Origin of the sequence: Streptomyces sp. NBC_01446 (assembly GCF_026340095.1) — a bacterium.
GTDB classification, from domain to species: Bacteria; Actinomycetota; Actinomycetes; order Streptomycetales; family Streptomycetaceae; genus Streptomyces; species Streptomyces aureus.
This window is the reverse complement of sequence record NZ_JAPEPO010000001.1, coordinates 564,064-584,261: the sequence shown is the minus strand read 5'-3', so window position 1 is coordinate 584,261 and position 20,198 is coordinate 564,064. Positions and strand designations below refer to the sequence as shown.

At 68.2% G+C, this 20,198-nt stretch carries 15 protein-coding genes and 3 pseudogenes; 9 read left to right on the top strand and 9 right to left on the bottom strand.

Annotation, left to right across the window (positions count from 1 at the left end):
• Nucleotides 1-116 precede the first annotated feature (116 nt).
• Nucleotides 117-653, top strand: coding sequence for a hypothetical protein (locus OG456_RS02630; RefSeq protein WP_266556836.1), 537 nt, complete (start codon nucleotides 117-119; stop codon nucleotides 651-653).
• Between the two features lie 76 nt (nucleotides 654-729).
• Here OG456_RS02630 and OG456_RS02625 read toward each other — a convergent pair whose 3' ends face one another.
• Nucleotides 730-936, bottom strand: a complete 207-nt coding sequence (locus OG456_RS02625) for a hypothetical protein (protein WP_266556834.1) — start codon at nucleotides 934-936, stop codon at nucleotides 730-732.
• 666 nt (nucleotides 937-1,602) lie between these two features.
• Here OG456_RS02625 and OG456_RS02620 point away from each other — a divergent pair.
• Nucleotides 1,603-2,256 (top strand): peptidoglycan recognition protein, encoded by a 654-nt coding sequence (locus OG456_RS02620; protein WP_323136279.1) that lies wholly within the window; start codon nucleotides 1,603-1,605, stop codon nucleotides 2,254-2,256.
• Between the two features lie 515 nt (nucleotides 2,257-2,771).
• Nucleotides 2,772-3,782, top strand: a complete 1,011-nt coding sequence (locus tag OG456_RS02615) for a YncE family protein (protein ID WP_266556832.1) — start codon at nucleotides 2,772-2,774, stop codon at nucleotides 3,780-3,782.
• Nucleotides 3,783-3,858: 76 nt separating this feature from the next.
• Here OG456_RS02615 and OG456_RS02610 read toward each other — a convergent pair whose 3' ends face one another.
• Both OG456_RS02610 and OG456_RS02605 read right to left on the bottom strand, forming a co-directional pair.
• On the bottom strand, nucleotides 3,859-5,097 hold the full coding sequence (locus tag OG456_RS02610) for an IS30 family transposase (protein ID WP_266556830.1): 1,239 nt from the start codon (nucleotides 5,095-5,097) through the stop codon (nucleotides 3,859-3,861).
• Nucleotides 5,098-5,313: 216 nt separating this feature from the next.
• Nucleotides 5,314-5,878: pseudogene (locus tag OG456_RS02605) on the bottom strand (TetR/AcrR family transcriptional regulator).
• 127 nt (nucleotides 5,879-6,005) lie between these two features.
• Between OG456_RS02605 and OG456_RS02600 the strand changes: the two are divergent.
• Both OG456_RS02600 and OG456_RS02595 read left to right on the top strand, forming a co-directional pair.
• Nucleotides 6,006-7,028: a hypothetical protein gene (locus OG456_RS02600; RefSeq protein WP_266556828.1), complete on the top strand. Its 1,023-nt coding sequence runs from the start codon at nucleotides 6,006-6,008 to the stop codon at nucleotides 7,026-7,028.
• 286 nt (nucleotides 7,029-7,314) lie between these two features.
• On the top strand, nucleotides 7,315-7,701 hold the full coding sequence (locus OG456_RS02595; RefSeq protein WP_266556826.1) for a hypothetical protein: 387 nt from the start codon (nucleotides 7,315-7,317) through the stop codon (nucleotides 7,699-7,701).
• Between the two features lie 15 nt (nucleotides 7,702-7,716).
• Here OG456_RS02595 and OG456_RS02590 read toward each other — a convergent pair.
• The 3 genes and pseudogenes from OG456_RS02590 to OG456_RS02580 all read right to left on the bottom strand — a co-directional run.
• Nucleotides 7,717-8,252, bottom strand: a pseudogene (locus tag OG456_RS02590) (IS630 family transposase); the annotation flags it as partial.
• 23 nt (nucleotides 8,253-8,275) lie between these two features.
• Nucleotides 8,276-9,277 (bottom strand): annotated as a pseudogene (locus OG456_RS02585) (IS5 family transposase).
• A gap of 165 nt (nucleotides 9,278-9,442) precedes the next feature.
• On the bottom strand, nucleotides 9,443-10,366 hold the full coding sequence (locus OG456_RS02580; protein WP_266569005.1) for an alpha/beta hydrolase: 924 nt from the start codon (nucleotides 10,364-10,366) through the stop codon (nucleotides 9,443-9,445).
• Nucleotides 10,367-10,433: 67 nt separating this feature from the next.
• Here OG456_RS02580 and OG456_RS02575 point away from each other — a divergent pair, with 67 nt between their 5' ends.
• A complete protein-coding gene (locus OG456_RS02575) occupies nucleotides 10,434-10,910 on the top strand; it encodes a MarR family winged helix-turn-helix transcriptional regulator (RefSeq protein WP_266556824.1) in 477 nt (158 codons plus the stop codon).
• 386 nt (nucleotides 10,911-11,296) lie between these two features.
• Here OG456_RS02575 and OG456_RS02570 read toward each other — a convergent pair whose 3' ends face one another.
• The 3 genes from OG456_RS02570 to OG456_RS02560 all read right to left on the bottom strand — a co-directional run bounded on the left by OG456_RS02570 (nucleotide 11,297) and on the right by OG456_RS02560 (nucleotide 13,829).
• Nucleotides 11,297-12,349 carry a hypothetical protein gene (locus tag OG456_RS02570; RefSeq protein ID WP_266556822.1) on the bottom strand — a complete coding sequence of 351 codons (1,053 nt, stop codon included), beginning with the start codon at nucleotides 12,347-12,349 and terminating at the stop codon, nucleotides 11,297-11,299.
• A gap of 714 nt (nucleotides 12,350-13,063) precedes the next feature.
• The gene (locus OG456_RS02565) at nucleotides 13,064-13,657 is read right to left on the bottom strand and encodes a DUF4291 domain-containing protein (RefSeq protein WP_266556820.1); all 594 of its coding nucleotides are present in this window, start codon (nucleotides 13,655-13,657) and stop codon (nucleotides 13,064-13,066) included.
• A gap of 40 nt (nucleotides 13,658-13,697) precedes the next feature.
• Nucleotides 13,698-13,829, bottom strand: coding sequence for a hypothetical protein (locus OG456_RS02560; RefSeq protein WP_266556818.1), 132 nt, complete (start codon nucleotides 13,827-13,829; stop codon nucleotides 13,698-13,700).
• Between the two features lie 932 nt (nucleotides 13,830-14,761).
• On the opposite strand from OG456_RS02560, the gene OG456_RS02550 reads away from it, so the two are divergent.
• From OG456_RS02550 to OG456_RS02540, 3 genes are all read left to right on the top strand, one after another.
• Nucleotides 14,762-15,424: a CAP domain-containing protein gene (locus tag OG456_RS02550; RefSeq protein ID WP_266556816.1), complete on the top strand. Its 663-nt coding sequence runs from the start codon at nucleotides 14,762-14,764 to the stop codon at nucleotides 15,422-15,424.
• 951 nt (nucleotides 15,425-16,375) lie between these two features.
• Nucleotides 16,376-18,070: an adenosine deaminase gene (locus OG456_RS02545; protein ID WP_266556814.1), complete on the top strand. Its 1,695-nt coding sequence runs from the start codon at nucleotides 16,376-16,378 to the stop codon at nucleotides 18,068-18,070.
• 554 nt (nucleotides 18,071-18,624) lie between these two features.
• Nucleotides 18,625-20,067 (top strand): hypothetical protein, encoded by a 1,443-nt coding sequence (locus tag OG456_RS02540; RefSeq protein ID WP_266556812.1) that lies wholly within the window; start codon nucleotides 18,625-18,627, stop codon nucleotides 20,065-20,067.
• Nucleotides 20,068-20,198 lie beyond the last annotated feature (131 nt).

Below are 20,198 nucleotides of genomic sequence, written 5' to 3'. Positions count from 1 at the left end.
GGGTGGTCTGTCTGGATGGCGCAGGGTGACTGGCCGGGGCGACGGACGGTTGTCAATGGCGACTGGGACAGGCAGCAGCCGGTCCCACCCCCTCCAGTAGCCGTAAGGACCCCCACGTGAGGCTCGCCCGGACCATCGCCATGATCGGTGCTGCCGCCACGGCAGCCATCTCCCTTGGTGCCAGCGCCGCGCACGCCCAGGACGACGGCAGCCTGGTGTCACTTGCCGGCGCACCCTCGCTCACGCTCGCCTGTTTCCCGGCCGGTCAGGTCGGCCAGGGCAACACCTTCACCGGAACCCAGAACGTCAGCTGCAGCCAGAGCGCCACGCAGTCCAACCCCACTCCCCCGGCCGTCGGCGGCGGCAACGGTGGTGCGACGTCGTCCCGGATCGTGCGCAGCAGTGCGGTTCCTGTGCCCGCCAACGGAACGGCGTTCATTGCGGCGTACTGCGATACCGGAGAGGTCGCAACCGGGGGCGGTTACAACGTCATGCCCGTCGACGCCAATGTGAGTGTCACCTTCTCGACGCCCGGCGACGTCAACGGCGACGGCCGCGCAGACGCATGGGGCGTGAATGTCCACAACAACACCGCTGAGCAGGTGTCGGTTTCGGCATCTGTCATCTGCTCGGCAGACTCAGCCACGCCGTAAGGCTGGCGGCGCGATATCCGCGTCTGGTGGCTGCAGTGCAACGCCCGTCCCTGCATCAGGGGCGGGCGCTCTGCTGTCAGGCCGCTTCGGGTTCGGGGTGGCGGACGATTCGCTTGAGCGCCATCTCGACATCGATCCGCGGTTCCCCGACCTCAGCGGCGAAGGCACTCACGGCCTGCTGTACGGCGAACGCGGTGTTCACGGTCGGGGCGCCCGCCGGGATCTGCTCCCAGGCGGCACGTTCCCGCTCAATCAGGTCGTCGGGGAACTCAATATCTGCCACGAGCGGATCTTAAGGCGCTACGCGCTCGGGTTCCCCGCACCGCCGTTCGAGCCATTCGCGACCTAGATTGGCACGAACCGCGTTGCGCAAGCGGCAAGCTGAGCGGCACTTACGGAAAAGGCCGTCGGCCGTGCCTTCCAGAGAGCGGAAAAGCACGGCCGACGGCCCACAGACGGCCAAGGAGAGCGGAAAACCCGCTCCGACCTGCGGCGTTCTTAAATGTCGAAGAACTGATGTCGCGGTCTCGCCACCTTGGATGCGAGACCGTAGTGCTGCTCTGGCCAGCGGGGGAGCGGTCGTCATTGGCCGTTGTGGGTCACCGTGGGGGGCTCGCCTGACTGCCGTAACCCAGCGCGCGCAGCGAGTCTTCGCCCGCAAAGCTGTTGGGCGTACGTGCTGCATCCGTCCTGTCGGGGAGACAAAGAAGGTTTTCCTGTGCGTCTGCATCGAATAGCACTGTGGGCAGCGGTCCCTATGGCAGTTCTCGTGGCGGCACCGGCCGGAATGACGAAGGCCGCCGCCATCAGCGGGACAAAGTCGAGATCTCTTCCATCGGCATGGCGGGCCGAAGCGGCTACGGAGCCGGTTGGCGCTGTTGCTCGGACCTTCCCGTCCCTCGGAGCGGCGCCCGTGCTATTCCCTCACGGAGCACATCGACCCGTCATCGTGTCGCGTTCGCAGTGGCGGGCCGACGAGACCAAGCGCGACCCCCATGCCCACTACGCGCAAGGGGTTGCGGCGATCTTCATCCACCACACCGACACTCCCAACGACTACAGGTGCGCGGACGTCCCGCGTACCTTGCGCAACCTGTACACGGGCCAGACCCGTGACCGGAACTGGGGAGACCTCGGCTACAACTTCCTCGTCGACAGATGCGGCAACATCTACGAAGGCCGCGCCGGCGGTACCGACCGCCCCGTCATCGGCTCCCACGCCATCGGGTTCAACCAGGGCACCGTGGGGATCGCGGCGATCGGCACCTTCGGACAAGGGACGCCGGTGCCGGCGGCCATGGAACGCGGGATCGCGGCCCTCGCCGCCTGGAAACTCGGCTTGCGCGGCATCGATCCCACCAGCAAGGTGCGGCTGACATCCACGAATGACAAGAGCCGTTACACCAAGGGGACTTCGGCCACATTCAACGCGATCTCCGGCCATCGCGACGGCTTTGCCACCGACTGCCCAGGGGAGGCGTTGTTCGCCCGACTCCCCGCGATCCGCCGCCTCGCCGCCGAACTCCAGGGCAGGTCTGGACAGACTCCCTTCGGTGCCACCTCCCGGGTGACCTTGCGGACTCTCCATCAGGGCAGTAGTTGACCGCCGGGCGCTTCCTGTGCCGGGGCGATGCCACGTTCCCTACTACCCCGGCCACACCACAAAGGGCCCGGCATCGAGCTGCCGGACCCTTGAGTGGGGTTGCTAGCGGTTCTGGTCCTGGCCGCGTCGTGTCGAAGAACTGATGACCCTGCCTGGTGGCCTGCGCCTTTCCGACGGACCACGGCTCTGACCTGCTGTTGAGGAGCCGACAGGCGGCTCGCCACCGCTGAAGTCCAGGAGTCTGGCAAAAGCCGGGCAGGAGCATGCCTGAGGGGGAGAGGTCCCGGCAAGCGGTCACGTTCAGCGCAGTCCGGCTGGCGGAGCACCGTGGCGGACCGAAGGATGTGCTGTGACGGTCGTGGACGCTCTTTGATGCTCAGCCGTCGCACTCATCATGACGGCCCCCAAGAGTCGACCGGCCAGGAGGAAGAATGTCCCGAACTCTCCCTGAGCTTCTGCCAGGCGACGTCCCCGCATCTCCACGCCGTAGCGCACGGCGCCAGTGGCTCGACTGGTTGAGCGTCATCCTGGCGGCATTCTCCATCGCCCTCCTGTCCGCCACGGCTCCTCACGCCTTTGCAGCGCCGCACAAAGACCTGCGCAGTGATCGCCTCTATGTCGCCAACGGCGGCTCGGGTACCGTGTCGGTGATCGACACCAGGACTAACGCGTTCGTCGGCCCCCCGATCCACGTCGGCAAGGGCCCCGCCGGGGTGGCCGTCGACAGCGTCCGCGGTCGCGCCTACGTCGCCAACTCCGGCTCGGGCACCGTGTCGGTGATCAACACCAAGACCAACACCGTCGTGGGCTCCCCGATCCACGTCGGCAAGGGCCCCGCCGGGGTGGCCGTCGACAGCGTCCGCGGTCGCGCCTATGTCGCCAACGGCGGCTCGGGTACCGTGTCACTGATCAACACCAAGACCAACACCGTCGTGGGCTCCCCGATCCACGTCGGCAAGGGCCCCGTCGGGGTGGCCGTCGACAGGCTCCGCGGTCGCGCCTACGTCGCCAACTCCGGCTCGGACGCCGTGTCGGTGATCAACACCAAGACCAACACCGTCGTGGGCTCTCCGATCCACGTCGGCAAGGGCCCCGCCGGGGTGGCCGTCGACAGCGTCCGCGGTCGCGCCTACGTGGTCAACGCCCACTCGTACGCCGTGTCGGTGATCGACACCAAGACCAACACCGTCGTGGGCTCCCCGATCCACGTCGGCAAGGGCCCCGCCGGGGTGGCCGTCGACAGGCTCCGAGGTCGCGCCTACGTGACCAACTCCGACTCGAACACCGTGTCGCTGATCAACACCAGGACCAGCGCGTTCGTCGGCTCCCCGATCCCCGTCCGCTACGGCCCCGCCTGGGTGGCCACCGACGCCCTCCGCGGTCGCGCCTACGTGGCCAACTCCGGCTCGGACAGCGTGTCGGTGATCGACACCAGGACCAACGCGGTCGTGGGCTCCCCGATCCCCGTTGGCAACGCCCCCGCCGGGGTGGCATTGGGGAAGTCGCTCCGGCCCGCGAATCACTGACCCTTCAAGGCCGGAGTCGGATGCCAAAGGGCACCTACGGAGGGCGAATTCCAGGGGTCGTTGCAACACGGGTTGATCAACTGGCTGTGGCCAGGAGCTTAGCGAGGCGCTCGGCTGGGGTTTCCCAGCCGAGCGTTTTGCGTGGGCGGCGGTTGAGCTGGTCGGCGACCGCGCGGAGGTGTTCGGGAGTGTGGGCGGACAGGTCTGTGCCTTTCGGGAAGTATTGCCGCAGCAGGCCGTTCGTGTTCTCGTTCGAGCCGCGCTGCCAGGGACTGGCCGGGTCGCAGAAGTAGACCGGGATGTCGGTGGCGAGGGTGAATTCGTGGTGACGGCCCATCTCGCTGCCCTGGTCCCAAGTGAGGGAGCGGGCCAGGTGGGAGGGCAGCGTGGTGACCGTGCTCGTCAGGGCGTCTCGGACGGCTTCGGCACCGTGGTCGGCGGGCAGGTGCAGGAGCATGACGTAGCGGGTGGAGCGCTCCACCAGGGTGCCGATCGCCGAACCGCTGTTCTTCCCGATGATCAAGTCGCCCTCCCAGTGGCCGGGCACCGCCCGGTCTTCCACCTCGGCGGGGCGGTCGCTGATCATGACCATGGGATGGCTGTAGCGAGGTTGCCGTTGCTGGGCTTGCCGGCGGGGCTTTCGGCGAGCACGACCGCTGCGGAGAGCTCCAGCGAGTTCACGGCGGAGTTCTCCGCGACCCTGCAGGTAGAGGGTCTGATAGACCGTCTCGTGGACCACATGCATCTCCGGCCGGTCGGGAAAGCGTGTCCGCAGAGCCTGACAGATTTGTTCGGGGCTCCACTTCTCATCCAGCATCTCCTGGATGGCCGTTCGTAGTTCCCCGCTCCTGCTGATCTTGCGGTCTTTGGGGCGGGGCCTTCGTGCGTCGGCGCGGGCCTGGGCAGCATGAGGCCGGTAATACCAGGTGCCGTAGTCGTGCAATACGGTGCGGTTGCGGCGGATCTCCCGGCTGATCGTGGACGGACTGCGGCCCAGCTCAGCGGCGATCTGACGAATCGTGGCCTTCTCCCGCAGCCGATCAGCTATGTGGATGCGTTCGTCCTCGCGCAGATACCGCGACGGGCCGCAGACGACCGCTCCCCGTGGTGCGGGAGGCAGTGGCCTGCGGCCCTTGCCCGGCGCGTGGTTACCGTTGCGCCACTTCTTGCCGGTCCGGATGTCGACACCGACGATCCGGCAGGCTTCCCTGTTGCTGTAGCCCTGTGCCATGAGCTGGAAGTATGCGGCCCGCTCACGCGTCAGCTTCTTCCGGCCCTGCGGCTTCGTACGCTCTGGACGGACCTCGAACTCCATCGAACACCCCTGAGAGCTGGGGTGTTGCAACCACCGCTAGAACTCAAGGAGATCCGTAGGTGCCCTTTTCGCTGGTGCCCCGGCAGGGTTCGAACCTGCCACACCCGCTTAGGGGTTCGGTCCGAGCGCAGTCCAGCTGCTGCTGGCAACTGCGGTGCCCGGACACAGGCGCTGGCGTACGCCCCCGTCCGGCGTCGTTGATGTCAGCAGTGGATGTCAGACACGTGGTTGCGGGGCGGCTGACAGCGCGGTGCGGGCGGCGGAGAGGATCTGCTCGGACAGCGGGGAGTCCTTGGTGGCGCGGGCCAGGACAAGGGCACCGAGCATGGTGCACAGCCGGGCGATGCCGTCCTCGTCGTCAGTGGCGAGCCGCTGGGTGAAGTCCTGTACCCCTTCGGTGTAGGTGCGGTGTGCGCCGTGGTCGCCGCTGTGCCGGGCCATGTCGGTGGCGAGCGCGGCGACGGGGCAGCCCGAGGCGGGGTTGTCCCGGTGCCGGACGGACAGGTATCCGTCGATCAGGGTCTGCTGGGCCCCGACGCGGTGCCCCTCGTGCTCCTCGAGCGTGGTGCTCGGCCAGTTCGCGGAGCGCGTGGATGACCGCCTCGTCGATCAGAGCCTCCTTGGAGGCGAACTGCTTGTAGAAGCCGCCGTGCGTCAGGCCGGCCGCCTTCATCAGATCCGCGACGCTCACGCCCGTGCCCTGCTCGCGGAACAGCTGCGAGGCCCGCTCCACGACCCGCTGGCGGTTCGCCTGTGCCTGTACATGTGAGACGCGCCCCATAGGGCACCTCCTTTTGGATGTTGGACGACATCTATCGTACAGTGGCTATTTAGATCACACGCATCATCTATTTTGGGCGCTTCCCTCCCCGCATCCAACGGCGCGCCCCCTTCACGGGAGACATTTCATGGCCACTCGCCTCGGCCCGGCCGCCGAAGCCGACCTGACCACCACCACCGCCTCCTCCTCGACCGCGCCACCGGTCCGGCTCTGGCTCCAGCCGGCCCTGATCGCCCTGGTCGTCGTGGCGGCCTTCGTCGGCTGCTACGTCGGACTCCAGCGCAACCCCCAGCCCCACCGGGTGCCAGTGGCTGTCGCCGGGCAGGAGCTTTCGGGCGAGATACGCCAGGTCCTTGGTGACAGCGTCGATGTCCACCCTGTCGCCGACGCCGCCACAGGGCGCGCTGAACTGGAGCGCCGCGATGTCGTGGCCGCGCTCAGCGGCCGCGCGGACTCCGACCAGTTGCGCCTGGAGGTCGGCGGGGCCAACGGGCAGTCGACGACGACGGCCGTCAAGAGCCTGATCGGCGCCTATGCCCACGGGTCGAGCCAGCGCCTGACCACGGTGGACGTCGTCCCGTTCGCCCGTTTCGACTCCCGTGGGCTGGCCGGGTTCTACATGGCGTTCGGCGTCACCCTGGCCGGCTTCGTCCTCGCTCAGAACGCCCTCGGGCTCGCGAACCATCTGCGCCTGCGCCACCGCTTCTGGCTACTGTCCGGCGCCTCCGTGGCCATCGGTATCGTCGCCACCGTCATCGCCGGACCCATCCTCGGGGCGGTGCCCGCGCCGGTGATACCGCTGGCCTTCGGCCTGACCCTGCTTGCCGCGGCAGCCGCGTTCACCACCAAGCTGCTGGGCACCTACCTCGGCCCGGTCGGCGTGCCGGTCGCCACCCTTTTGCTGCTCACGGTCGGCAACTCCACCAGCGGAGCCACCATCGGCCCGGACCTCCTACCCTCCGCCGCTCGCGCCGTCTCCGCCCTGCTGCCGCCGGGCGCGGCTGTCCGCGCCGTGACCGACCTGAGCTACTTCCACGGCGCGCAGGCGGTGCAGCCATTGGCCACCCTCGCACTGTGGGCGGTGATCGCCGCGGTCCTGGTGATCCTGCGCCCCCACCTGAGGCGGCGTCGCACTCAGGTGACCACCTGACCGGTCGGAGTGAAGGCCGTGTCACAGACGTGCCACTACGGGCCCGCAGGATCCTTCTCGAACACCGAAGGGCCGGCCCGAGAGTGCGGGATGGGCCCCGGACTCCTGCCTTGGAAACCAGCCGCAAACCCGATCACCTGTCCGTCAGCGTTGGTGGCCCGTCCGGGTGGCAGACTGCCCCGGACGGTGGAGTCACTGATGGCGCAGAATTGCGATCATGAAGTCATCATGAACCACTCATTACATGATCAGACACGCGATACGTACGCTCTGTGCCGCCGCCCTCGTGGCCGCTCCCCTCGCCCTGACCGCTACGCCTGCACAAGCCCTGACTTCATGTACGGTCAACGGCCGTCCCGTGTCCGGTACGACCGTCAGTGGTACTGCAGGCTCCGACTACATCAGCTGCGGCGCCCTTGCCGTGGGCGATAGCGTCGACGGCTTGGGCGGGAGCGACTACATCGTCATCAACGGCATCGTTGCCGGCACCGTCAACGGCGGCGCCGGCGGCGACTCCATCACGGTCAACGCCGGTACGACGGCGAACGGCAGGATCCTCGGCGGCGTCGACGGCGACTTCATCTTTGTCGGCCCGAACGCCGGCACCGTCGACGGCGGACTCGGGTCGGACTTCTGCCGAGTCGCTTCAGGCAACCCCCCCATCAACTGCTGATCAGTAGCTGGTTCATCGCTCCACCAGGTTCCGCCATGAGGCGCTCGTGGGAGCGAAGTGCAGGTGGAACCGCGGGTGGGCCAGCAGCCACTTCTTCACACCGGGCGACTTGTGGGTCGCATGGTTGTCGAGGATCAGGTGCACTTCGGGAGTGGCCGGCACCGTCTGGTCGACGTTGGCCAGGAACTTCCTGTACTCGGTGGCCTGGTGCCGGCGGTGCAGCGAGCCGATGACTTTCCCGGTGGCCACCTCCAGTGCGGCGAACCGGGTGGTGGTGCCGGATCGGACGTAGTCGTGGCTGCGGCGTTCGGGCACCCCCGGCATCCTCGGCAGTACCGGCTGGGACCGGTCCAGTGCCTGGATCTGTGCCTTCTCGTCCACACACAGCGCCAGAGCCTTCTCCGGGTCGACCAGTGCGTTGCGTTCCTCGGTGTCTCCTGCAGCGTCTTGACGATGACTGGCTCGACATCCGCATCACTGATCTTCCGCGGAACACCTGGCCTTGGCTCGTCGCGCAAGCCTTCCAGGCCGTGATCGAGGAAGCGTCGGCGCTAGGGCGCGTATCGAGTCGTGATCAATGGGTGGTCCGGGTGAGGTCTTTGATCCAGATCATCGAGGCCCGCAGGTGAAGACCGGCGAGGTAGCTGTCCGGGGTCTTGCCGTACCGAGTGGCGATGCCTCGCCAGGCCTTGAGCTTGTTGATCAGACGCTCGACAGTGTTGCGCTCCTTGTACAGGTTGGCGTCAAGGCTGACGGGCCGACCACCACGGGAGCCCTTCTTCTTCCGGTTGGCGGCCTGGTCCTTCTTCTCCGGGATGACGGCCTAAATGTGGCGTTTGCGCAGGTGGGCCCGGTTACCGCGGGACGAGTAGGGCCTTATCCCCGGCGACAGCGCCCGGCCGGGCGCGGGGGCGGCCGACGGGCCCGCGGACCCGTAACTTCTTGAGCACGGGGAAGAACTGCGGGCTGTCCGCGGCCTGGCCTGCGGTCAGGACGGACACCAGGGGGCGGCATTTCCGGTCGGCGACGAGGTGGACCTTGCTGGTCTGCCCGCCCCTGGAGCGTCCGAGGAACGCGGCCTTCAGGCGGAGTTTCTGCCGCCGTCGGACGCGTCGCCGCTCTTCCCGCTCGGGTCCGATCCCGGCATCCTGCCCATTTTGTCCTTCGGGGTCGCCCCCTTTTGCCTGGCCTTCTCCTTCTCGGCGGCATTCTCCAGCGCGGTGATGACGTCCTGGCCCAGATGCATCCCGGCAGCGTCGTGGTGAGCGCGCACAGTGGTGGAGTCGACGCTGACCAGGGACAGGTCCACCCCACCCCGCTTCGCGGCCTCGGTGATCAGTCCGTCCAGCAGGGCTTCGAAGACGCCTGCGTCACGTCACTGCCGGAAGCGGTTGTGGACGGTCGACCAGGCGCCGAGCTCGGTCGGCATCTCCCGCCACTGCCCGCCCGTCTTGAACCGCCAGATCACGCCCTCGAACTGCTGTCGCTGCCGCTCGGGGTACGGGCCGTACTCGCCGATCGGCAGGTACGGCTCGACGAACTCCCATTCGTTGTCGGTCAGTTGCACTCGCGTCACGTAAGAAGATCTAGCATCCCCGCATGAGCCACCGCCCACGGAGAACGCACCCCCGGGGTCTTGAACGGCCCTCGGAGCGAGGTGGGGTGCCGGCCGCCAGGAATAGGAACGGCGAGCCAGGGCCTGGGGTTCGGACCGTGGTCCGTATGAGACCGCCTGCGGGCTTCAGCCTGCCGACGTGCGTGCCGTGCCCCTGGTGCGGATGTGCTGACTGAGAAAGAGAGCGGCGCGGTCCAGTGCCTCGTCGGCTTCGTCCAGGACGCCGGCGAACGCCTGGAAGACATGTGGAACGTCAGCGGTGATGTCCAGGTTGACGTCCACTCCGGCTTCCCTCGCGCGCGTGGCCATGCGTGTGGAGTCGTCCAGGAGTATTTCGTTGGTGCCCGCCTGCAGAAGCATCGGAGGGAAGCCGGTCAGGTCGGCGAGGGTGGCGGGGCTGAGCATGGGCTGATGCGGATCCTGTCCCGCAAGGTACATGGTCCCAGTGTGTTCCAGGCCCTCACGCGTGAAGAACGGGTCGATGCCCGCCTTGGTGTCCATGCTCTCGCCTGTCCGGGTCATGTCGAGTCCGGGGGAGAACGCCACGATTGCGGCGGGCATAGGCAGGCTCGCGTCGCGGGCGGCGAGGCAGGTGGTGACGGTGAGGCCGCCGCCGGCGGAGTCCCCGGCGAACGCGATCGCCGAAGGGTCTTCGCCGCTGTCGAGAAGTGCGCGGTAGGCGCTCACTCCATCCTCGATCGCGGCCGGGAACGGATACTCAGGGGCGAGCCGGTAATCCAGGGAGAACGCCCTGAACCCTGTTTTGGTCACCAGGTTCCCCGTCAGCGACATCGCCGTCTCCGGTGAACCGACCACGTAAGAGCCGCCGTGAAAGTAGAGGATCGTCCCGGCCTTCGGAGTGCCGACCGGCTCGACGAGCACCGCGGGGCGATCGCCGAGCGTCACAGTCCGGGTGCGGATCCCAGCCGGGACGATCATTTCCCTCATCATCGCCCTGAACCCGGCGCGGATCTCCTCCACCGACCGAGGGGCCTCCGGCTGAGGCCGTCGGACCATCGCGTCGATCTCCGCGCGCTGCCGCCTGCTCATTGTCGCCTCCATCGCGAGTACATGCCAAAGAACTATATGCCTAGGCATATAGGTTAGAATATATGCCATGGCATCTAAGTCAAGCCGTGGCCCGATCGACCTCCCGGGCTTCTTCGCCGATCTCGTCCGCTGCGAGACACGCCTCTACAACGCGCTGAACGACCGCCTTCGCGAGCGGCACGAGATCGTCACCTCGCAGTTCGAGTTCCTGCGCTTCCTGCGCGACCACCCCGGGTCCCGGGTCGCGGACCTCGCCACCGAATTCGCCATCGGGATCGGCGCGACCAGCAAGGGCATCGACCGCCTGGAGAAGCAGGCATGGGTCATACGGCGAACTAATCCATCGGATCGCCGCTCATCACTGCTGGACCTGACCGCCGGAGGCCTGCAACTCGTCGAGGCGGCGGAGGCGACCTTCACCAAAACACTGGCCGAGCTGACCGCAGACGTCCTGGGCGGTCCCTCAGGACCGGCCGCCGCACAGATCTTCTCGGAGTTGCGCTCTGTACTCGAACGCGACCAGATCGGCCTGCCCACAGGCTGACCGGCATGCGCATCCAGTGCGACTGCCCGTAGCCGCGTGATCAGCGGTCGTTACGAGGGTGAATCCCGCGGATTGATCACGACTCGATACGCGCCCTAGGTACGAACGCCGCGGCCGGCGTGCTCGTGACGACGTACAGCACGTTGCGTCACCTCTGACGTGGGGGGCGTCCTGGAGTAGGACTGATCTGGGCGGAGTAGCGGCCTGGGAGATCGCTGCTCTTTCTGATGGAGATCGCTGCCCGGAGTCAGTGGCGGCAGGGTCCGCTCCGGGGGGTGTGCGGTGGGGAAGCCAGGGGTGGGCAACGGGTGTGACGGGCTGCCAGGACGCAGACCTTTGGTGATCTGTTGATGCATCCGAGTCGGGTGGTCACCAGCCGTAGTTCGTCAGCGGCGCATCCAGATCTTGCCACTGGTGTCCTCGTCGTAGCCTTCGCAGCAGACGCCCACGGCAACGACCTGGGACGTGCCGGGAATGACAGCAAGGCCGGTGATGGAGTGGTCGGAGGCGACATGTTCGCTCGACCAGTCCCGGCCGTCGTAGTGGAAGACCAGATCGTCTCCGCTCGCGGAGAATGCGGAGACAAAGATCCCGCCATGCCCGTCGGCGGCGGCATTGACGAACTTCCCGGCGACGCCGGAGCCGACCACACTCATCCATTTGTGCCCGTCCCAGCGCACCGCGACAGGCCCGACGACGCCCCCCATTCGACCCGTGCGGCCGACCGCCCAGAGCTGCGTCGGTGACTGCGCGGCGAGACCGCGCAGCTCTCCGGTCGGCCCCGCGACCGCGGGCGGCAGCGGCACCGTGCGCCACCTGTGCCCGTCCCAGTGCAGAGTTACCGGTCGGCCCCGGCCTTCGCCCACGGCCCAGACATCCCGGGGCGACAGGGCATGCATGGCATGCACGCACACCACCGACGGCAGGGCGACGGCCGACCAGCCCGCAGCCGTATGGTGCCGGAGGAACGAACGACAGGTGCCGTCGCCACCTGGCCGCCGAGCCGCCACCCACACGTCGTCGGGCCCCGCGACGGTTGCCGCATCCACCAAGGAATTGGGCTCACGCCAGGCAGGTGTCCACTGGCTGCCGTTCCACCGCGCCGCTCGGGACTCCTGGCCGCCGGTCAGCCCCGCGGCACCGAAGACCCACACGTCACCCGGCCCCGAGGCCGCGACGACGCGCAGGCTCTTCAGGCCGAGCTGCCCGGGTACCTCGACACCTGTCCACATCCCGCCGCGCCACCGCATGACGACCGGCTCGTCGTTCTCGTCTCCCACCGCCCATGCGTCTTGCGCGCCGGTGGCCACCACGCCGTACAGCTTCCCGGGGTTGCCGGTGTGGCCCACCGGCCGCCACGGCCCGGAGCCGGCGGTCCCGCTCTGACGCGCCGTCGGACGCGTGCCCCTGTCCGTCGTCGCACAACCAGAGACCGTCATCGCCAGGACTGCGCTGAGCACAGCAATCGCAAAGCGGCGCACTGGCCGCACCCCCGTCTTCGCCCCCACCTGAAGCGGGATCGTACGAGAACGGAACGCGGCCCGCCAGGGCCCGCAGCGAAGGGACAGGTCGCTCAGAGTGTCCTCGTCGCCCTCCTGGTCGCCGCCACCCACCTCAACATCATCGAAGTGTTCCGAGCCAGACCAGTGGCACTCCACACGCCTCCGGCCACTCCATCCCAGCTATCAGCCCGAGGGAACCAGACCTCGACCAGCCGCTGCCGCTCGGCCGCCCACCCCCGACCTGATCGCACAGTCCGCACGCCCGAAACGGCATTGCTCACCCCCGGACACCGCCCGCACCAGCCCCGACACTGCCGACCAGCCCCGACCAACCTCACGAGTGACCCCAGAAACCGCAAGGTCCCACCAGATCGAAGCGATCGGATGAGATCTCGTGAACCGTCCTCGAACTAACTCAAGAACGGCCCTGGCGTCGGCCCCTCAGGCGCCGAAGGGAGGGGTGCCGCTGCCCCTGATGCCGAGAACACCCCGGATCCGTTGGTGACAATGAAGTCGCCTTCGCGTCCGTCCTCGGTCCGAAGCACAAGGCCTTCAGCCTGGCCGATCGTCCGTAGCGGCGGGTTCGTTCACGCAGAGCCACTCCTCGTGGAGGTAGACAGCTGAAGAGGACATCTCAACCGGTGACTGGACTCATCGGCGTAGGTGATCCAGGAGTCCGTCGGGCACGGGGTAGGCGGGTTCGTGGGGAAGAAGTTGTTGAGCGGTCTCCAGGTCGCCGCGCCGAACGTGCCCATGGATTTCGTGCGCGAGGCCAGTTATGTCGGTGATGGAAACTGTCCACTCGTCTGCGTAGCGGTGTGCGGCTTCGCCGACGAGGCCGAGCTGCAGCGCGCGGTAGGGGAGGGGCTGCAGATGCACATCGCGCTCGGGGTCCCATTGGACACGAGCCGACGCCCGCTTCAACTGGCGCTTCCAGGTTGCCCGGTCGGCGTGCAGTCCGCGCTCGTAGTGGGACAGGCACGCGTGCTCCAGCGCCCATTCGAAGCCTTCGCGGGTGATCTCGACTGCGAGTACGGTTTCCTGCCCTTCCTTGGCTCCCCATCCGCAGCGGTACATCATCCAGAGGAAGGACGGCTTGATCCACGTCATCCGGTCTCGCTGCCAGGCCGTCGGGAAGCGGCCCTCTCGGGCTGCGGGCAGGCCGAGCTCTGGCCTGTATGCCTGGTAGACGATGACTGTGGAGTCGGTGTAGTGGGCGCGGATCTGGTGCTTGAGTTCTGCCACGGTGACAGCGTGCGGACCCTGCTTGATGCGCGCCATCGAATTACCTGGTCACCCGGTCGACGTCGATGCCGAGAGTGGCGCCGTGGCCGATGGCGTTGGTGTGGTAGCCGGAGTCAACCCATGCCTTGGTCGGGCGGGGGTTGGTGGTGGCGATGTGAGACATCAGGTGCATGCCGCCGGCGTTGCCGGAGACGCTCGCCGCGGTGACCCGGACGGCAGGAGCAGGCCGAGGGCATCCACCCCGACATGGCGCTTGCGGCCTGCGAGCGTGCCGGCGTCCCGCACGCTGCGCACGGCCGACTCGGCGGCCGTGGACTGGGACGTCGATGATGCCGGTGGCTTGGCTCGACCGCTGCGGGTCCTGTTTCCTCGTCACCGCCAAACCTGGTGGTGGGAGGCGGATCGGAAGCTCCGGGCAAGCCAGCGCGCTGTCTGGGGCAGATCTGTGGTCCGCCGGTGATGCCGCTGTGGCGTACGGCGTCGTGGGGGTACGTACGGGTTCACGGCGGCGTCGCGGAGCCCCCGCCGCGCTGCGGCCGCCAGGCGTTGAAGTCCTGGGCCCCGTCGCATCGTCGTCACCTGGCCCCCCAAGAACGACGTGTAGGTGTACTTCAACAACGGCCTGGGCGGCGCGGCCATCGTGGACGCCGCGAAGTTCGCGCCGGTGGCAGTCGCGTTGGGCCGGACGGTGAGCACCCGTCGTCCCGTGACATAAGCCACACAAGCTTTTGGCTTTCAGGTCGCCGAATAGTAGATCGAGGCTTGACGGCATAGCGCGTTTTATCCGTCTTGGGGCAGGAATACTCCGAGCCGGATCGAGCGGCATTCGACCCGCTCAACACTCTTTCCCGTTCGGGTGGCGACCAACGGTTTCTGACGGACCAACGGACTTCTTCGCCACTCCGGGAGCCGGACCAGCACGCTTGCGCGCCCGTTTCAAGAGTCGTCCATGGCTACGGGCCGAGGTAGTACTGCCGCTTGTTGCCGCACCCCGACAGCAGTTCTAAGAATGACGGCCGCAAGGCGTCTCCGCGGCCCAGGTGCAGGAACTGGGTAGAGCCGGACCCCCGGGGGGCGCTCCGCGATCACCGAGCGAGGTCACGCATGAGCAAGCACCGCAGGAAGTCGTACCACCGGCCGATAGCCATCGCTGTCATCGCCGTAGGAGCCGTGGGTGTGCCCTCCGCCGCCATGGCCTGCATGGACACTCAGGTTGATGCGGGCGGTCACCCCTCCGGCCACTGGGAGAACGTGAGCTCCCACCATCGGTGGACGGGCTCGTCCTGGGGGCATGGGCCGACTGCGGGAGCGTCGAAGAGCCGCACTGCGACTGCCAGCGCACCGCAGACCACCGCGTCTCCGAGCGCGCCTGCTACGACCGCACCGGCATCCGGGGACACGGCCCGCGTACTGACGCTCGTCAACAACGAGCGCAGCAAGGCCGGATGCTCCCCGCTGACCATGAACGCGAAGCTGACCAAGGCCGCTCAGGACCACAGCAAGGACATGGCATCCCACCGGAACATGTCCCACACGGGCTCCGACGGGTCGTCGCCCGGCGACCGGATCACGCGTGCTGGTTACACCTGGAGCTCCTACGGCGAGAACGTCGCCTACGGCTACTCCACGCCCGAGAAGGTCATGGCGGGCTGGATGTCCAGCCCGGGCCACAAGCGCAACATCCTCGACTGCTCGTTCAAGGAGATCGGCATCGGCCTCGCGGGGCCCAACAGCTACTGGACTCAGGACTTCGGCACGGCCCGATAGGGACACTGTGGGGATGGTGCGCATCCTCGATCGAGTGAGGCCTCGACGGTTCGCCGGCCGGGGTCTTCACCATGGGTGCAATTCCATGCGGGTGGGCGACCGTCGCCGCTTGTCATGGCGCAGATGGGGCGGGCGCCACGGCGGCCCAGCAGTGGAGCTTCCCGGTCCGGCGTCAGGAGGCGCCGCTCGGGCCCCAGGGCGAGCGGCCGCTGGAGGCTCTGGAGCAGCAACTCAATGGGGAATACCAGGCGTTGATGCGGCGTCTCGACATGTGCGCGCCGGGCCCGTCGCCGGACGGTTCGGCAAAGCCCGCATCCGCCTCGACATCAGCCGCGGTCCGGCCTTGGACGGGGAGCCAAATAGACTTGGTCAGATCGATTTGGCCGCCAGTTTGGGAGTCCTCGGATCCACTGTCAAGGGTGGCGGGATCAAGGGGTTCCGGGATGGTCTGGGCAGTCGGCAGCATGCGGCCCGCGACCTTGGAGGGCGACCCGTGCACGCCCAGCTGGCTCGCGGGAGCATGACCGCCGGCCTGGAGCTGGTGTGTCAGCTCGTGCGTGCCCTGGGCCTGGTGCCCTGCCGGCCGAAGCCCACACGGTGGTCGTTGACCCAAGGACGCCAAGGGCAAGCGGCGGCACACCGTCGCCGAGATCGCCTCCGCCCCGTTCTTCTCCAGCCGTTGGATGCGTGCGCCGGCCGCGGGCTGCGACCGTCCGACGCGGCGTCCTACCTCCGCGCCGGTGCGTCAAGTCCGCTTCTGTAGCGGCCGCGTCCGGATCGGGTGAGGAAGCCTTGGCGGGTGGGGCGCCCGAGTCGGCTGCGGGTGACGTTCATGGATCACGGCCCGAGGCTCCGGGCGAGAGGCCGGTCGACGACATCACTTGCGTCGCCCGGGTGACATGCGGCATGTCGGGCATTTGCCGCTCGCCCGGTTGCCAGAAGATGCACGGCATGATTCCCTCCGTCCCGTCCTTCGTGCCGCGCCGCAGCGCCCGGCTCGCGCCGGTCCTGAGTGCCGCACTGGCACTCGTCCTGACATCCACTCAACCGGCTCAGGCCGGCGCGGAGGAAGACACCAGCGGACCCACTCGCGCCGAGGCGAGGGTCTCGGCATACCTGCGAGGCGTACGCGACCGCCCCGAAGAGCTGGCCGCCTTCTTCAGGGCCCTACCCAAGGGCGCAGACCTCCACAACCACCTTTCGGGCGCGGCGACCACCGAACTGCTGCTGCGCATCGCCGTCGACGCCGGCTACTGCATCGACACGACCACCCTCACCGCGAGCGCGCCGCCCTGCACGGGAAACACCCGCCCCGCGGCCGACACCCTCACCGACCCCGCCTTCCGGCGTCAGGTCATCCGTGCCTGGTCCATGCAGGACTTCACGCCCGGTCAGGGCGAGAGCAGCCACGACCACTTCTTCGCCACCTTCGGAAAGTTCGGCGCGGTCAGCGGACTCCATCCCGGTCGGCTGCTGGCCCAGGTCTCCACCTCGGCCGCGAAGCAGCACCAGTTCTACCTCGAGACCATGTGGACCCCTGCCTGGTACGCCGCTGACGCCCTTGCCACCAAGGTCGGTTACGACAGTGATCTGGCCCGGATGCGCGACAAGATGCTGGCTGACGGCGGCATGGACGCGGTCGTCCAGCAGGCGATGAGCGAGACGGACTCGATGATCGAGGAGTTCCGTACCGCCGCGCACTGCGATACCGACCGCCCCGATGCCGGGTGCGCGCTGCCGGTGCGGTTCATCGCCCAGGTCGACCGAGGCGGACCGCGCGCACTGGTCTTCGCCCAGATGCTGCTCGGCATCGAACTGGCCCGGCGCGACCCCCGCTTCGTCTCGCTGAACCTCGTGGGGCCCGAGGAGAATCCGGTGGCGGTCGCCGACTACCGCCTGCACATGCGCATGCTGAACTACCTGCGCGGTGTGTATCCCGACGTTCCCCTCACCCTGCACGCGGGAGAGCTCGTCCCCGGCCTGGTCAAGCCCGAGGACTTGCGCTTCCACGTCCGCGACGCGGTGCTCACCGCCCACACCGACCGCATCGGCCACGGCGTCGACATCCGCCACGAGGACAACTACCGGGAACTGCTGCGCCTGATGGCCCGGCGGCATGTGCTTGTGGAGGTCCCGCTCACCAGCAACGCGCAGGTTCTGGGTGTCACGGGCCCGGCTCACCCCTTCCCGCTGTACCGGGCGAACAAGGTTCCGGTCGCCCTGGCCACCGACGACCAAGGCGTCGAGCGAACCGACATCAGCCGCGAATACCAACGAGCCGCACTCACCTACCAGCTGGACTACCCGGCGCTGAAGGACCTGGCCCGCAACTCCCTGGAGTACGGCTTCCTGAAGGGCCACAGCCTGTGGCGCAACCGCAACGGGCACCAGACCGTCCCCAAGTGCGCCGGAAACCGCCTCGGCGACCCGACCCCCAGCAAGCGGTGCGCCCACTTCCTCGCCTCCAGCGCCAAGGCCACAGTGCAGTGGAAACAGGAAGACGCCTTCCACGCCTTTGAACGCACCTTCGCCGCCAGGACGCCACAGGCCGCATCCCGCATCCCGCACCACCACCAACACGCGCGCCGAGACCACGATGATCCGGCACCCCCGCGACGCACCAGCACATCTGCCCTGATCCCCTGACGCCCCGTCCGGGAACTTCCCCCTCCAGCGTGCTGTAGCCGGACAGCTTCAGGCGGGCCTTGACCAACTTCTCCAGCGCCACGTTGATCAGGTCCGCCGGGTTGTCCTTGGTATGCACCGTCTCGTTGATCGCGGCAGCGGTGATCTTGCGGGCCTTCTCCTTCAGTGTTTCCTGGGGCGTGGCGGTCGCAGTGTGGTCGCACGTCGTCCATGAGGCTGGCCGGCGGCGGTGCTGAAAGCGGGCGGGGCGGGGTTGCGCAGCCGGTGGAGGGTTTCGCGGAGGCTGCGGATGTGATCGCGTGGTGGTTGCGGCCATGCCGACCGACGCAGACGATCTTTGAGCTTCTCGGCGCTGGTGAGGGTGCGATCGATGGAGTCGACAGCTTCGCGGGCCTCGCTGCATGTGCCGTGGTCGGACGTATGTGGAGGGCCGGACCGCGGACGGGCGGTTCGAAAGAGGACTGACAGATGGTCGTCCGTGTGGTTACGATGCCCGCGATGAACACCTTCTTCTCATTGAGATCGGGGGAATCGTCCGCGCAAGGTGAGTGCTGATGGCACATCACTTCACGCAGGAGATTCCGGCCCACCTGTTGATGTGGCAGCGCGTACGTGAGTACGCCGTGCCACCGTCCATGATCGAGACCGCGACCGCGCGCCGTGCGGCCGGTGACTGGGCGGGGGCCTGTGCCGCCGCCCGGATCGACGTCGACCTCGATCTGCGCGCCGTGCGCGACCGCCACGGCACCGATATCGCCACCCGCATCCGTGCGGATCTGCGCAGGCTCGCGCCCGATCTGCTCCGCTGGCACATGCCCAGGATCGCCCCCGACGGGCGTCTGAGGCCCGGCCTCACCATCTCCTTGGCCCGTTACGGGAGGTGCGGCGGAACATCGCCGCACCTCGTGGTGCGGACACCGCCCGCCAACGCGGACGCCGGACAGCGGATGTCACTGGACGTGTGGGAGGGGTCGGCTAACGACCGTCCCGCGAACCCTCCGTACCTCCATCCGCATCCGCACCCCGACCGGCGTTTCCGGCTCGATCTGCACCGGCATCTCTGGGATTCGGCACGGAGCGGCGAACTGGCGCGACGCGGAGGTGCGCCGTCCGTGGCGCCCACCAGCCGGCTCCACAACTCCACCTGGGCAGTGGCCAGTTGGGCCGCAGAGGCAGAGTTGCTGTTGCGGGCCGAGGGGCGCTCGCGCGCGGCCTTCACCGTACGGCTCGGTGCGCGCAGTCGTGCCGTGCTCGAACTCATCGCCCCCGACAACAGCCACGCGCCGACGTTCCGGCCGCTGCGGGAGACACTGCCCCCGCAGGAAGTCGCGGTGCTGCCCGTGCTGCCTGAGGCGGCGGCCCGGGTTCTTCCGGATCTGGAACTGCTGCGGGCCGGGCTGATCACGGTCGGGCGACTGCATCCGCTCGTGGCCCCGGCGGTGGAGGGAGACGGCCCGGAGTCCGTGGCCGGCCGCGCCCCCGAGCCCGGCGACCCGCACCGGGTGGAGTGCCGGGGAGAGATCCACCGCATCGCGCTGCGCGACGGGGTGCTGACCGCGGTCGATCACCACCCGGACCAACTCCGCCGAGAGGACCTGCTGGTGGCGCTCGGCGGTCCGGCGCTGCCCTGCCTGCGGGCGATCGACGCGGTGCACCGCCACCCTGAGGCGCTTCCCGCCGTACGGGAACGGCTCCGCCACGGTGACGTCACCGGTGCGCTCGCCGTGGTCGAGGGGCTGCTCGGTCCCCGTGCGGTGCTGCGCGACGGGCCGCTCAGGGAGGAACTGGAGTCGGCCGCGGTCCGCCGCATCGACCACGGGCTCTTCCGCGCGGGGCTGGCCGACGTACCCGCCGGCCCCGGCGAACCACGGGGCGGGCACGCCTCGGGCACGCGGCACACGGAAGCGGGCCACCGACCCCGGCTCGGCCGCGACACGTCCCTTGCGGTGCGCCGCAAGCGCGGCAGCCGGGGCCGGCCTCGTACCGGTCAGATCTGACCCGCCCTCACTCACTCATCGGCTGACTCGCCGAAGTCCCCTTGACGCGCGGCGCGTTGCGCGCCGCGGGCCCTCACGCCCTGACCCCCTCACGCCCTGACCCCCTCACGCCCTGACCCCCTCACGCCCTG